This window comes from Shewanella oncorhynchi (assembly GCF_012584455.1).
GTDB classification, from domain to species: Bacteria; Pseudomonadota; Gammaproteobacteria; order Enterobacterales; family Shewanellaceae; genus Shewanella; species Shewanella oncorhynchi.
This window is the reverse complement of the sequence record NZ_JABAEB010000010.1, coordinates 73,357-88,441: the sequence shown is the minus strand read 5'-3', so window position 1 is coordinate 88,441 and position 15,085 is coordinate 73,357. Positions and strand designations below refer to the sequence as shown.

The following is a 15,085-nucleotide window of genomic DNA, read 5'->3' as shown; positions in this document are numbered from 1 at the left end:
GATTAAGGCTTAACGGGAACCATTTGCGGCATTAGCGGGAGCGGGCGGATATATTGCTCTACGCCATCAGGCAAAGATTGTACGACCTGCGCTAAGCCGCCATTAGTCCACAGCATAAAACGACGTAACTCTTCTATTTCAATACGGTCGGCAAAGGTCACTGTACCTTGCACTTGGATCACTGCGCCTTGGTCCAGCAACACAAACTTGGCAAAATTAAGCTTCTGATTCAAGGTGCCAATCACGGCAGGCAACTCTTGGCTGGCCTGCAATTGCGGATGCACTGCATAGAAGCGATTCATTAAAATACGGTCAATGCCCGCCGAATTGATACTCGGCTCAAGCAAGAATTGGTTATTGCCAAACTGCACAGCCACTTTAGTCGGCGCAACTTGGGTGGCCAGATAATTTGCGTTAATCAGCGCTTGGTACAAGCGATCAGCGGCAGTTTCATTGGTCAACCCACCGAGTTCAACAACTTTGGGCGCGACAGGGGCACTCACGACCTCCTGAGTCGCCACTTGATCAATCGCGCTGGTTTGCGAGGGCGCCGTAGCGGCACAGGCGGTTAATCCGAGTAAACTGGCACTGATGAGCAATGTTTTCATTGTATTTCCCTTTGATGTATCCACGACCACATAGCATGGATTTCTGCTGTAACCGCCAAAAACAAAGACTCACTATTGAGCATATGTCCGCCATCGACAACAGATTGAATTGTAATAGCATGCTCCAACCCAGCCAAAAAATCGCGTAATAGCGTCGCTGGGCAAATCGCATCCTGCATTCCTTGCAATAACACACTACGCGCCTTCACTCTAGGCGTCACGCGCTGTAACACATTCATGGCATTGAAGTAATTATGTCGAGCAAAGTGTAACTCGATATTGGCTAATGCTAATACGGATTCGGGTAACAGCCTTGGTAGCACTAACCTCGCCCCCGCAAGCTGCAACTCCCACTGTACCCAACGCCGCGCAAAATGGTATCGCACATTTTCATCTGCCGATGCCAAACCTTGATGGTACGAATCCAGCAGTTCAGTCAGCGATAACTGAACCGGAAAAATGTCATTGAAGAGTCGATAAGCAGCAGGTTGCAATTTTGCAGCGCCGTCAGCGCCATAGAGCCAGTCGAGACCTTCTTTGGATGGAATAAATAACGCCCACAGTACCTGTGCAATCACCCGCTCTGGGAATAATCCGCTGTAAATTAAGCCTAATGTGGCCCCAAAAGAGCCACCTGCTAAACACCAACGCTCAATACCCAATGCGAGGCGAATCGCCTCAATATCGCTAATCAAACCAGTGAGATGGTTGTTGGCTAAATCGCCAAAGGGTAAAGATTGTCCAGAACCGCGTTGATCTAAAAGCAAAATCCAATATTGATCGCCATTAAATAAAGCTAAATCACCGATATCACAACCCGCTCCTGGACCGCCGTGCAAATACAGCAGTGGGATACCTTGTGGATTACCGTATTGCGCCAGATGCAATTGCTGACCATTGCCAACGTTAAACCAGTCGCGACGGATAAAAGATGGGAAGGATTCAGGCATTCAGTGTCATCGCCATTAATAATCCTCTAATGGGGTCATTCAGATTTAGCCACCGCCTTGAGTGCCGTCACCTCAGCCGAAGTTAACACCGCAGCGGAATTATCTTGGGAGGCGTTTTCTAGGGGCTTAGCATTCAGAACGGTTTCGTCATCATCTGAGCTCGACTCATAATCTAAATACTCAGGCATAGCGGCGGTAATTTCCGCGCCGAGTAATACTATCATCCACGATAAATACACCCAGACAAAGATAATGGGGATCACGGCTAAAGCACCATAAATCGCTTCATAACTCGGAAACTGAGTGACATACAAAGCAAAGGCTTTTTTACCTAACTCAAACAAGATTGCGGCAACAATCGCCCCTAATAGTGCATGTAAAAACTTCACTTTTTGATTAGGCACCACCATATACAACAACAAAAATGCCGCCACAGAGAAAAGCATAGGTAAACGCTCAAGAAACACAGGCACCACACCCGACAACTGACCGTCAAAGACCTTCAATGACACCACGTAGGAAGTGGCGACCAAACTGGCCCCCACCAATACCGGGCCCAAAGTGATGACCATCCAATACATAGAAAAAGCCACCACCACTGAACGCTTCTCTTTAGTGCGCCAAATGTTATTAAGCGATTTATCAATGGCAGAAATCAGCAAAATGGCAACCACGACTAAGGCCGCAATCCCGACCGCAGTCCCCTTAGAGGCATTGGCCACAAACTCATTGATATACACTTGCACAGTATCGCCAGCGGCGGGTAAAAAATTCTGATAAACGAAACCTTCTATCTGTCCACGTATCCCCTTAAATACCGGAAAAGCTGACAGCATAGACATAGTCACCGCCACCATAGGCACGAGTGACAACAGTGTGACATAGGCTAAATGTCCGGCGCGGATATTGATTTGATCTTCAACTAAACGCCGTCTCAAATGCAGCAGGAAGTGCCAGATCCCGAGGAATAAGGCGCGAATTTGTGCCAGTTCTATCTTCTTAGTCACGGGTTTCTCTTGATTCTGTTGGTATAGACTCGTTATCTTCGTACAATAAACACTTAATTTACAAGTCTAAGGAGTGAATTGATGTCTCAACAAGGATCTGCAGGTAACGTTATTTCCGCGATTGCTAGCCTATTTTTTCCTGGGCTAGGCCAATTATTGCAAGGCCGAATAATGGCCGCACTGTTATTTTTCATTATCACAGTGGTGGGTTATGCCCTCTGGTGGCTGATTGTGCCCGCGGTAATAGGTGCTATCTTTCATCTGTGGAGCATTATCGATGCGGCGCGATTTAAAGCCGATTAATTAATTTCATTCAGCGACGGAATACCCAATGAAAAGACTGATAGCTTCAGGGCTGATTGCCACAAGTCTCCTGCTTAGTGGTTGCCAGAGTGCCTACTACGGCGCAATGGAAAAGGTCGGTTACCATAAACGCGATATTATGGTCGACAGAGTTAAAGATGCGAAAAAATCCCAACAGGATGCTCAAAAAGAGTTCAGCTCAGCCCTAGAAGAAATGCAAGCGCTGCTCAATTACAGTGATGGCAACTTAGAAAAAGCCTATAGCAGAGCCAAAGATGAATACGAATCGGCTCAAAGTGCCGCCGACAACGTCAGCAACCGCATCAATAAAGTCGAAGATGTAGCCGAAGCACTGTTCGATGAGTGGCAAAATGAAATTAGCGAGATCAGTAAAGCCAACCTACGCCGCAACAGTGAAACTAAACTCAAAGAAACGCGCCGCGCCTATGAACAATTGATTAAAAGTATGCGCCGTGCCGAGTCGAAAATGCCGCCGATTCTCACCGCTATGAAAGACAATATGCTGTATCTCAAGCATAACTTGAACGCCCAAGCCATTGGTGCGATTAAAAGCGAATTTGCGAGTCTGCAAACCGATATTTCAGGCCTGATTAAAGAGATGAACACCTCGATTAACGAATCGAGCAAATTTATCGAAGCACTCGAAAAATCAAAAAATTAATCCAAATGCCCCACTGAACTCCTAAGCCCTAGCAAAATAAATTGCTGGGGCTTTTTATTCTTTGTGTGACCTCGCCCTATGTCCCTGCAAGCCATACTTTATTTGTGCAAGACTAAAACACTTAGCTTTGTGAGCTATGGCGCGCTTTAATTGATTGATAGTGCGAATCTTAGATCTGACGCACAATTTCACTTATTACTCAAAAACTTATCCTCAGTTCACCACTCAGAGCCTGTACTTGTAACTTATTAGCTGTATTCATCACTATGACTTTTATCGAATCACTCACGCTGATGTTGGCACTCATGTATCTCGCCTCCCTCAGCTATTGGAGCGGCCAGAAATGGGGCGCGGTCGCCACACTGTTGCTCAGTATCGGTGCGGTGGCAATGAGTCTTTATTGGCCACTGGCTCTCGGGCTTCTTATTGCACTGCCACTGATGCTACTTGGGCATAAATTTGCGCCTGATGCACTCAAGGGTGAAATTAAAATCAATACCCTTCGTGAAGGGACTCAACATGTCTTAGCGCTATCGCTCTTGCTGGTTGCCATACAATACACAATCAATACCGTACTGCTTAAGCAAGGAATCACACCTTGGCTAATGCGCCCAGACGTAGTCGATGCCTTTTTACCGATTGCGGGTGGCATTGAGCTTAAAGCCATTATCAGCCTCAATTTGTGGGATCAAACCCATCCTGCGGCAGCAGTCATGCTAGCGGCGGTATTACTCACAGGTTTACTCTGCAAGCGGGCATTTTGCGGTTGGGCTTGCCCATTAGGTCTGGCAGGGGAATACCTGTATTCCTTTAGAAAACGCTTTATTAAATCAGAGCTTACACCACCTTCTTGGCTAGATTGGCCACTGCGAATGTTGAAATATCTATTACTCCTAGCACTTTGCTACATAGTCATTGGTATGCCAGCACAATCCATCCCCCATTATCTTGAAGGTAATTATCATAAGATTGCCGACTTAAAGATGGCATTGTTCTTCCTAACACCCAGCCTAATCACGCTACTGGTATTTGCGCTGATCCTCGCTTTAGCTGCATGGCGTCGTCAGGGATTCTGCCGTTACTTGTGTCCCTATGGTGCAATGCTTGGGATCTTAAGCTTTGCGAGCCCATTAAAAATCCGCCGCAATACCCAGCACTGCCTTATCGAAGCAAAAGGGATGAAATGCGACAAGTGTACCCGCGCTTGCCCAGCAAACATCATAGTGCACACTAAAACCACGGTTCGCACTGACGAGTGCCAAGCCTGCATGCGCTGTGTCGCGGCTTGCCCTAAATCTGCCGCCCTCGGCCTTGGGCTGAAATCCGGCCACAGACTCGGTCATAAGGGATTGCTCGCATTAGTGCTTATCGCATTATTTATCCTACCGCTGGGCGCTTACTTAGCAGGTTTCTGGCATAGCCAAACACCAGACAACATCCGCATGGAATTGATCCAAGTGATTAATAGAATTGGGCACTAGAACACGCGACATCACTAGAACACCTAAAATGACACATATGACGGGATCCAATTGCGATGGAATAAAACACTAACGAAATTGAAAAACAGCAGCAGATAAGACTAGAAAACCTCAAAATGGAAACCTTTAGGTACAACTAAAGGTTGACACGCTTAGTAGGAATAATATGAAAGGATTAAAATAAAATCATATAGAACAGATGCTTAATTGACACAAAATCTAATTACTGGTCTAATTCGCGCGCATTTAATAAAGGAATGTATTAACCAAAGGAATTATTGTGTGAAAAAATCATTATTGATCGCTCTTACTGCTCTGCCATTATTTGCTTATGCTGGCCCATTCGATTCAATCGTTAAATCAGCAACTCAATCTGTCACTGACACAGTGAATGATACGGCAACCAATGCGTTAGACAGCGCAACGAATGAAGCGATTAAAAATACATTCGGCATTAAAGAAGGCTCAACCAAGCAAACAATCACTGAAAAATTAGGTGCGCCTGCTAGCACTTATAATGAAGCGGATCTAGAAGTTTGGGCCTATGATCTTAGTGCGTTAAATGCAGCTTCTCCAATGCTGGCAGAAACCACTAAGACTTTGCTAAAAGATAATGAAGTCGCTCAGAAAAATGTGACTATCAGCTTCAAAGGTGAAAGTGTCAATGCGGTAAAATTGACAGATAAAGCTAAGTCATAAGCTTGACTGCTCACTCGATAGGGCTCTAAGTCCTATCGAGTATCCCGATGTCCTCGGCCGCACCACAGCGATGATAGGCGTCAGCAATAAAGCCACTGCCAAGTAATACTATCCAGAAAAACCTCACGTGCCGCCTAGTGACACACTCAGCTAACGCAATCCAGTAACCTCTCATCAGCAACCCCTGCTAAGCAATACCAACAAGCTTTGCCTGATTTTGAACTCGTGACGACTGCTGTGCTATTATGCGCCATTTCTCAATGTCTGATGATCAAATTAATCGTATGAAGTTAAGTCAATTTCGCAGTGTGTTGTTTCTTTATGTCTCAATGTTATTCATTCTCGCCTGTTTCCGCTTAGCCAATTACATTGCGTATCACGATTATTTTGCGGGAAGTATCGATGTCATGACGATACTGTTCACTTCAGTTAGATTTGATCTAATGACAGCAAGCTATGTGATGCTATTGCCGACCTTACTCATATTAACCCCAGCAAAGGGCCGAATTGCCTCAATGATAAAAGGAACTGGACTGCAACTGGGTCTAGTTATGCTGATGCTATCAACCATCGCACTGATGGGTGATTTCATCTATTTTGGGGTAGTAAACAGACACACATTTAATGATCTGCCTCTACTCATGACAGAGACATCATTTATTATTCCGTTTCTAGTCAAAGATCATCTTGCTCTGACCATATTTAGCTTAGTGTTAGTTATTTCAGCCATCCTTTTTTGGCTAAAAAAATGGCGTACCCTTTTCTATGTCACCAAACCGCATAAATCATTTCTAGCTCAATGTGGTACATTTTTACTCGCATTACCCTTATTGATCCTGTGCATGCGCGGATTGGACTTACACGGTAAGCCATTAGGGATTATCGATGCCTATGATAGCCAAAATGAGCAGCAAGCTAATTTGATATTAAATGGCATTTACACGGGGGCCAAAGGAACAGCACAGAGCTACCAACGCACAGATTACAAATATTTCAACGCAGAACAGCTTGCAGCCCATCTGAACAAAACTGAAGCTGAAGCGTATCAATATCCATTTCTCAGTCAATTCCCAGAAAATAGCCCCAATGGTCGTAACTTAGTCATTATTTTAGTTGAAGCATTGAGCTACGCCTATGTCGATGGCCTATCCGGATCAGATTATAGAGTCACACCATTTTTAGATGAATTATCTAAAAAAGCCGAAGTATATGACAATTTTTACGCCGTCGGTCAGCGCAGTAATTTAGGGGTTCAAGCCAGCTTATTCGGCCTACCGCCCCTAGAAAGTGTGGGCTATATTGGTGGTGGTCTCGAATTATCACGCCTCACAAAAATCGGTAATATCGCCCAATCACACGGCTACCAAACCCAAATGCTGCAAAGCTCAAAACGCGATTCCATTCGCCTAGATTCCATCGCTAACTATACGGGTTTTCAGCAATATTTAGGTCGCAGTGATATCCCCATTACCCGCACAGATTATCCCGATCCCGATGGTGCTCAATTTGGTTGGGACTATGAAATGCTAATGAAAACACTCGAACTGGCCAATAAAAGTGACAAACCTTTTATCAGTTTTTCATTTACAGGCACCACCCACATGCCATACGTAGAAACACCGAAGCACTTACAGGTTTATCCGTATGGCCAAGATACATTTACAGATTTTTTGAACACTGTTAGATATACAGATGAAGCTCTTAAAGCATTTTTTACAGAAGCTTCAAAGCAGGACTGGTACGAAAATACGACTTTCATGATTTTAGCAGATCATACCTTGTTCAATACGAAAACGCCGGGCTTAAAAAGTGCATTCCATATTCCGTTATGGATTTACCGTCCAGGGCAAAACATAGCCCCTAAACGGCATAAAATACTTGCAAGCCAACTAGATATTTTACCTACAGCTTTTGATTTACTCGGTTTTAATAACGAGTTCGCATCTGTTGGACGATCACTTTATAGAGACCGAAAACCCTACAGCATAGTAGTAAAAGGGGACTTACTAGGCGCATTTACTAACTCAGGTTCGTTTTTAATTGCGGGAGATAAAATCATATCAGAGAGTGATAGTGCAGATTTTACTCAAAATGATGCTCCTAAGTATGCAGAACAACTAAAACTTGAATTCCAACTATCCCAACAGGCTGTGTTAAATAATACTTGGGCTAAATGATACATTAAGTGAATGCAAAACAATTTTGTCTCACAGACCATACTGCAGATAATGGCTTACATCACTCTCTGCAGTATTTTTAATATATACGTCATAAAATTGATTACAATCAGGCAACAGCTAGACTTTATCGCAGATAATATTCCTATACGGATATTAGGAAAATAGTTTTATGTTCCCCAACGGAGCTAACCTATGCGACCCGACCGACAGCAATTGATCCATTCGTTATTTGACGAATATATTGAGATGTATGCCTCCCGTGATGACAGGCTAACTCGTCGCTTTAGTGATAACTTTAGCGGCTATGCAGGGAGCAGTGACCAGCTTGTCACCAGCAGGGAAGAATGGGTGCGAATCACTCGTCAGGACTTTGCACAAGTGCCTGAGCGAATCCACATCGAAATGTTAGATCTTTCTTTACAAGATCTTGCCGACAACCTCGTGGTTGTGACTGCCTTTTTCCATATCCACTTACCTATCCCTAATCCTATGCTTTCCCGCGAGACAGCACGGCTAGTGTTGATATTTCACCGAGAAAACAACGACTGGATGATTGTCCACAGTGGCATATCCATCCCCTACGGCTTAGCCCACAAAGGGGAAATTTACCCGATCGCGCGATTAGAGGAACGTAACGTCGAACTTGAATCCATGATCACAGCTCGAACCAGTGAACTGGCAGAAGCCAATAGGCAACTTGAAATACTCAGCAATACCGACGGTTTAACCAATATAGGCAATCGCCGCCTATTTGACATGATGTTACAAACAGAGTGGAGTCGAGGACAAAGGAGTAATTCCTCACTGGCCCTCATCATGCTCGATATTGACCACTTTAAACAATTTAACGATCACTATGGCCACCTCGCCGGAGACGATTGCCTTAAACAATTAGCGAGTACACTGTCCCAGTCCGGTCGCAGAGCGGGCGAATTAGTCGCTCGCTACGGGGGCGAAGAATTTGTCATTCTATTACCGAATGTCGACAAACAAACGGTACTCGATACAGCGCAGCATATACATCAGCTGATCCAAGCCATTGCCATTCCGCATGCAAATACCGACCTTGGGATTGTGACAGTGAGCGCAGGCGTCGCCTATCTGCAACCCTCTAACAAACAAAATGCTTTAGAACTCGTTCGCCAAGCGGACGCCGCCCTCTACCGCGCAAAATCCGCTGGCCGCAATTGCATACGGGTGATAGATGAGGACTACTAATACCAATCGTATTAAATATCTGTTCATTCCGCGGGATTTAGACAAGGCGAAGGCTGAAGGCATAGTGGTGCTCTGTCGAAAGCCTTAAACGCAGTATAAAGCGCGTTGCCATGTAGTGAACATCAGCCGCCCTTCGGGAGTCACACAGGCATCCCACTCCCGTGTTGCATTGACTTAAAAGGGAATAACCATTTCTGCGTCAATGCGCCTTGGATTGAGATGCCTGTGAGGCTCTGAACTGATTAGATATTTAATGTGATTGGTATAATACCCATTACTCAATTTATCCCAACAAAAAGCCCTGCACAGTTTCCTATGCAGGGCTTTTTAAACCGATTGACTCACCTTAAGGGCGAATCACCTGAATTAATAGGCTGGCATTAACCGCGGTTAAAGCGCTTACGATCGTTTTCAGTCAAGTGTCTCTTACGAACACGAATGTTCTTAGGCGTTACTTCAACTAATTCATCATCATCGATGAACTCAAGCGCTTGCTCAAGTGTCATTGTGATTGGCGTCGTCAGCACTTGGGCTTCGTCAGTACCAGAAGCACGCATGTTGGTCAGCTGCTTACCTTTCAAACAGTTAACTGTCAGATCGTTTGAGCGAGCGTGAATACCAACCACTTGGCCTTCGTATACTTCAGCGGCATGGCCGATAAAGAGACGACCACGATCTTGCAGACCGAACAGTGCGAAGGTCAATGCCTTACCCGTTGCGTTAGAGATCAATACGCCGTTAGCGCGTTGACCGATATCGCCACCTTTGTGCGGACCATAATGGTCGAATGAGTGATAAATTAGACCAGTACCAGAAGTCGCTGTCATAAACTCAGTTTGGAAACCGATTAAACCACGGCTTGGGATGATGAAGTCGATACGTACACGACCTTTACCATCAAGCTGCATGTCTTTCATTTCAGCTTTACGGGTACCTAATTTCTCGATTACTGTGCCTTGATCTTCTTCTTCAACGTCAACAGTCAACGTTTCAAATGGTTCACACAGTTCACCGTCGATAGTTTTCAGAATAACTTCTGGACGTGATACGGCTAACTCGTAACCTTCACGACGCATGTTTTCAATCAAGATTGATAAATGCAATTCACCACGACCAGATACACGGAAGCGATCTGGACTTTCTGTTTCTTCAACACGCAGTGCCACGTTGTGGACTAATTCTGTTTGCAGACGCTCCAGAATGTTACGTGAAGTCACATACTTACCTTCTTTACCTGCAAAAGGTGAAGTATTAACTTGGAAAGTCATGGTCAGAGTAGGTTCATCAACAGTCAAAGGTGGCATAGCTTCTACTGCACCAACGGCACAGATAGTGTCAGAAATTTTCAGCTCGCCTAAACCAGTGATAGCAACGATGTCGCCAGCGTTAGCAATTTCAACTTCAGTACGGTCTAGACCCATGTAACCTAATACTTGGCCCATTTTACCGTTACGAGTTTTGCCATCAGCGCCAATAATAGTCACTTGTTGGTTCGTTTTAACGCTACCACGCTTGATGCGGCCGATACCGATAACACCCACGTATGAGTTGTAGTCGATTTGCGAAATTTGCATCTGGAACGCGCCTTCGGCGTCAGCATCTGGGAAAGATACTTTTTCAACGATAGTTTGGAACAGCGGCGTCATATCATCGCTCGCTACATCCGGATCTAAAGTTGCAAAACCGTTTAACGCAGAAGCGTAAACGATTGGAAAATCTAGCTGCTCGTCAGTTGCACCTAAGTTATCGAACAGGTCGAATACTTGGTCAATAACCCAATCTGGGCGTGCACCTGGACGGTCAATTTTGTTGATAACAACGATTGGCTTTAAGCCTTGAGCAAACGCTTTCTTCGTTACGAAGCGAGTTTGTGGCATTGGACCGTCAACGGCATCAACCAGCAATAATACTGAGTCAACCATAGACAGAACACGCTCAACCTCACCACCGAAGTCGGCGTGGCCAGGGGTATCAACGATGTTAATACGGTAGTCGTTCCACTTGATGGCAGTATTCTTTGCCAGAATCGTGATCCCACGTTCCTTTTCAAGATCGTTGGAGTCCATCACCCGCTCAGTGGCTTCTCCTCGGGTTGCAAGGGTGCCAGACTGTGACAGCAACTTGTCTACCAGGGTCGTTTTGCCATGGTCAACGTGTGCAATAATGGCGATGTTACGTAAATTCTCTAGCACGGATAAACCTCTTACCATCAAACAAAAATAGGGATATTTCAGTAATTCGTTATGGCGATCTAGCTCGATCCGCCACAATAAAAAGCGTGCCATTCTACTCCAGAGCGGCCTTGGCGCACAGGATTATTTTTGAACACTTATAAAACAATCCGCCAATCCTTGGGTAATTTCCGCCAATCATCCACTGAATGAAATCCTCTGTAGCCAGAGTTAACGCTCTGTTTAATTGCCATATTCATAGGAAAAATCCGAGTTAAGCAGCTGAATTTGCTATTTTTCGTATTCAATGTTAGCACTGCTAATGTCGATTTAAGCATCAGCAAAATCGACTTAGATACAGAGAAATTACCACGTGAACACACTCCAATAAATTCTGCGGCACACTTAATCTAACGTTCATGTTGGCGTTTACATCCGATGACATTAAGACTCACTTCATTGTCACGGGATACCTTTATTACGCATCACTGATTTCACTTGGCCTGTGAACAGCAAAGACATTTCGCACATGAGAACGAACTCTTTCCTAATAATATGATAATAAACCACTATTGGATTGATAATGCGTGGCATAGTTGGACAGACTAGCGTGGTTTTATGACAATTATGCGGCGGTTATGGTGGTGATAAATAGTCTCGTGCAGTGCTGCAAGTATGTGTGAGCTTCACAGAGGCGGTACTTACTGAGATAGTGAAAGCCAAAGCGTTATTGCCATCTCAGTGCCATATAAGCGGTGCATGTTATCGCAGTGCATCCCAGCTTAAGGTTTGCATGAATCAATTCAGTGCGCACCAAAATGGAGTAATGCACCAAAATGCCACAGACAAAAGCACCACTATGGTGCACACGCGAATCCAATTAAGTGCAACAAAGATTTTAAATCATGTTAATCAGTAAGTTAAATTATTGGCATGGATATCGCTTTATAGCTCGTAAGTTTGGCTCAAGATAAATCACTTGAGTTAAAAGATTATAGAAGGGGCATCCCTTTACCCTACCGGAGGCTTGAGAATGTCAGTTGAATCAGTTTTAAAGCAACTTGAAGAATTAGAAGTTAAGTTCGTTGATTTACGTTTTACCGACACTAAAGGTAAAGAGCAGCACGTATCTATTCCTTCTCATCAGGTAGATGCTGATTTCTTCGAAGACGGCAAAATGTTTGACGGTTCTTCTATCGCAGGTTGGAAGGGCATTAACGAATCAGACATGGTACTGATGCCAGATCCAACGACATTCGTACTGGATCCTTTCACCGAAGAAACCACAGCGCTGATCCGTTGTGACATTCTTGAACCAGGTACCATGACAGGTTACGACCGTGACCCACGCTCAATTGCTAAAAAAGCAGAAGCTTACCTGATCTCTACTGGTATCGCTGATACTGTATTGATTGGACCAGAACCAGAATTCTTTTTATTTGACGATGTCCGTTTCGGTACTGACATGTCAGGTTGTTTCGTTAAGATCGACGCTAAAGAAGCGGCTTGGAACTCAGGCACTAGCTACGAAGGCGGCAACACAGGTCACCGTCCATTTGTTAAAGGCGGTTACTTCCCAGTTGCACCGGTTGACTCATCACAAGACCTACGTAGCGCTATGTGTTTAGTGCTTGAAGAAATGGGCCAAGTGGTTGAAGCGCATCACCACGAAGTGGCGACTGCAGGTCAAAACGAAATCGCCACTCGCTTCAACACCTTGACTAAGAAAGCGGATGAAATCCAAATTCTGAAGTACGTAGTGCACAACATGGCTCACGCTTACGGTAAGACTGCGACTTTCATGCCTAAACCCATCGTTGGTGACAACGGTAGCGGCATGCACGTTCACCAATCTCTGGCGAAAGACGGTGTTAACTTGTTCGCTGGCGACAAATACGCAGGTTTAAGTGAAACGGCTCTGTACTACATAGGTGGTATCATCAAGCACGCTCGCGCGCTGAACGCTTTCACTAACCCAAGCACTAACTCTTACAAGCGTTTAGTGCCACACTTTGAAGCACCTGTTATGTTGGCCTACTCTGCCCGTAACCGCTCTGCATCAATCCGTATTCCAGTGGTACCAAGCCCTAAAGGCCGTCGTATCGAAGCACGTTTCCCAGATCCACATGCAAACCCATACTTAGGTTTCGCAGCGCTGCTGATGGCGGGTCTTGACGGTATCCAAAACAAGATCCACCCAGGCGAAGCGATGGACAAAGATCTGTACGATCTGCCTCCAGAAGAAGCGGCTGAAATCCCACAAGTGGCAACGTCATTAGAAAACGCCCTTGAAAATCTGCAAGCTGACCATGAGTTCCTGACTAAAGGCGGCGTGTTCAGTGAAGATTTCATCCAATCTTATATCGTACTGAAAACAGCAGAAGCTGAGCGCGTAGCACGTACAACTCACCCACTTGAGTTTGAAATGTACTACAGCCTGTAATGGCTAGCGCTATACAACCGGCTCGCTTTATCTAATTGATACAGAAAATATAAAAACCTCGATAGCAACGCTATCGGGGCTTTTTGTATTTTGAAGGTATATACAACTTTTATTCTGATTCAATCATCGCATTGTTCTCTAAATAGGCATCATCGCCAATCACTCTTTTATCATTCAGAGAAGGCACGCCAGACACCGCGGCAACAGCAACAATAGAGATAGATGGTTAAAAACCGATCTAAACTAAACATGGATGCAGCAGAAAAACCACCTATATAGTCGGAAGTTAACTACCGCGCCATTATTGTTAAGTGTCCACGCTTTATTCAACTAGGCTGGGGATTGTCAGGGGCGAAATCTGACAGTTGGGCAGGTTCGCCTAACTCAAATGACGCAAATGGTACGCCATCTAACACGCGCTCATTTTTAAATACACGGATTTCAGAATCAGGTAACTGCGTCATCAGTAATGACAAGATAATGTGCATCTTATCCAATGGGCAATGAAGACGAATACTTGCACGTAAGCCCATTGTTCGTACATCCGATTGGCAGGCAATAAATGGACGATTCCGCGTTATCTTAATCAAATGGCGATGCCCATTTTTTATAGGACTCTCGTAAGTTGTCTCTACATTTTTAAAACCAGTAAAGAAAAATGCCCCCAGAGCCATTCCACCTACACCAACCATCGCTGCTGGGCCTAAAAAGGCCACCCCGACAATACAAACCACCACCCCAAACCAAGCCAGCCCACGCACTACCGCGTAAGCTGCATCCGGAATAACGTCATGATAGGTGGTAACTAACCCCTCGGTGGTGAGCCGATAATGGTACTGTTTGTCTGCAAACCAGAGGTAACGAGCAGATAAGCACATAATTAAAGCCATGATAATTAACCCTATACCCAAGCTAGTATCGCCAGATAGCAAATAGCACCCTATAAGTGCTAAGCAACCACACGGGATCAGGAAGGTTAACCAAAATAGACCATAGACAGTCGCCACCCGAATATCCCACTCATAAAGCGTGGGCGCCTCACGCACCCGCTGCTGACGTAGCTTATTGAGCCGGTCTTGCTCCTCTTTGGGTAATTGCAGGAACTCACTGCGCGGCAGGTCTTCATACCGACTGTCGTCCAACGGTCGTGTCTCTTGCTCTGTCGACGCCGACTGCGGCGCTGCCCTCTTATTCATATAGCTATTCCTTTGCTGTGCCCACGGTACTGCATGGTCATCGTTAACCTACCCACACAGCTCGTACTTAATGTCTTCTCACCCTTGACGACCTCGCCGCTAAAGGTCTGTTAGCCTGTATCCAGATAATGGTCGTAATTAGCGCCA

General features: G+C 45.1%; 12 protein-coding genes. 7 read left to right on the top strand and 5 right to left on the bottom strand.

Going from position 1 to position 15,085, the window contains the following annotated elements; all coding sequences use genetic code 11:
• Positions 1 to 2: 2 nt before the first annotated feature.
• Genes HGO26_RS16145 through HGO26_RS16135 form a run of 3 tightly spaced genes read right to left on the bottom strand, consistent with a single transcriptional unit; the run spans position 3 to position 2,565 of the window.
• On the bottom strand, positions 3 to 608 hold the full coding sequence (locus HGO26_RS16145; RefSeq protein WP_168826474.1) for a hypothetical protein: 606 nt from the start codon (positions 606 to 608) through the stop codon (positions 3 to 5).
• The gene (locus HGO26_RS16140; protein WP_168826472.1) at positions 605 to 1,558 is read right to left on the bottom strand and encodes an alpha/beta fold hydrolase; all 954 of its coding nucleotides are present in this window, start codon (positions 1,556 to 1,558) and stop codon (positions 605 to 607) included. The genes HGO26_RS16145 and HGO26_RS16140 overlap by 4 nt, the downstream gene beginning before the upstream one ends.
• A 35-nt stretch (positions 1,559 to 1,593) precedes the next feature.
• Positions 1,594 to 2,565, bottom strand: a complete 972-nt coding sequence (locus HGO26_RS16135) for a virulence factor BrkB family protein (RefSeq protein WP_105251125.1) — start codon at positions 2,563 to 2,565, stop codon at positions 1,594 to 1,596.
• 81 nt (positions 2,566 to 2,646) lie between these two features.
• On the opposite strand from HGO26_RS16135, the gene HGO26_RS16130 reads away from it, so the two are divergent.
• From HGO26_RS16130 to HGO26_RS16105, 6 genes are all read left to right on the top strand, one after another.
• Positions 2,647 to 2,868, top strand: a complete 222-nt coding sequence (locus tag HGO26_RS16130; protein WP_006079786.1) for a hypothetical protein — start codon at positions 2,647 to 2,649, stop codon at positions 2,866 to 2,868.
• A gap of 28 nt (positions 2,869 to 2,896) precedes the next feature.
• Positions 2,897 to 3,550: a DUF2959 domain-containing protein gene (locus HGO26_RS16125; RefSeq protein ID WP_168826470.1), complete on the top strand. Its 654-nt coding sequence runs from the start codon at positions 2,897 to 2,899 to the stop codon at positions 3,548 to 3,550.
• Positions 3,551 to 3,816: 266 nt separating this feature from the next.
• Positions 3,817 to 5,031: a 4Fe-4S binding protein gene (locus tag HGO26_RS16120; RefSeq protein WP_168826468.1), complete on the top strand. Its 1,215-nt coding sequence runs from the start codon at positions 3,817 to 3,819 to the stop codon at positions 5,029 to 5,031.
• A 282-nt stretch (positions 5,032 to 5,313) separates the two neighbouring features.
• A complete protein-coding gene (locus HGO26_RS16115) occupies positions 5,314 to 5,730 on the top strand; it encodes a hypothetical protein (RefSeq protein ID WP_168826466.1) in 417 nt (138 codons plus the stop codon).
• A gap of 461 nt (positions 5,731 to 6,191) precedes the next feature.
• On the top strand, positions 6,192 to 7,907 hold the full coding sequence (locus HGO26_RS16110; protein ID WP_247651575.1) for an LTA synthase family protein: 1,716 nt from the start codon (positions 6,192 to 6,194) through the stop codon (positions 7,905 to 7,907).
• Between the two features lie 195 nt (positions 7,908 to 8,102).
• The gene (locus tag HGO26_RS16105) at positions 8,103 to 9,128 is read left to right on the top strand and encodes a GGDEF domain-containing protein (RefSeq protein ID WP_168826463.1); all 1,026 of its coding nucleotides are present in this window, start codon (positions 8,103 to 8,105) and stop codon (positions 9,126 to 9,128) included.
• 380 nt (positions 9,129 to 9,508) lie between these two features.
• Here HGO26_RS16105 and typA read toward each other — a convergent pair whose 3' ends face one another.
• Positions 9,509 to 11,320 (bottom strand): translational GTPase TypA, encoded by a 1,812-nt coding sequence (gene typA, locus HGO26_RS16100; protein WP_105251119.1) that lies wholly within the window; start codon positions 11,318 to 11,320, stop codon positions 9,509 to 9,511.
• Positions 11,321 to 12,332: 1,012 nt separating this feature from the next.
• Here typA and glnA point away from each other — a divergent pair.
• Positions 12,333 to 13,742: a glutamate--ammonia ligase gene (gene glnA / locus HGO26_RS16095; RefSeq protein WP_113941334.1), complete on the top strand. Its 1,410-nt coding sequence runs from the start codon at positions 12,333 to 12,335 to the stop codon at positions 13,740 to 13,742.
• Between the two features lie 326 nt (positions 13,743 to 14,068).
• On the opposite strand, the gene HGO26_RS16090 is transcribed toward glnA, so the two are convergent.
• Positions 14,069 to 14,938 (bottom strand): hypothetical protein, encoded by an 870-nt coding sequence (locus tag HGO26_RS16090; protein WP_168826453.1) that lies wholly within the window; start codon positions 14,936 to 14,938, stop codon positions 14,069 to 14,071.
• Positions 14,939 to 15,085 lie beyond the last annotated feature (147 nt).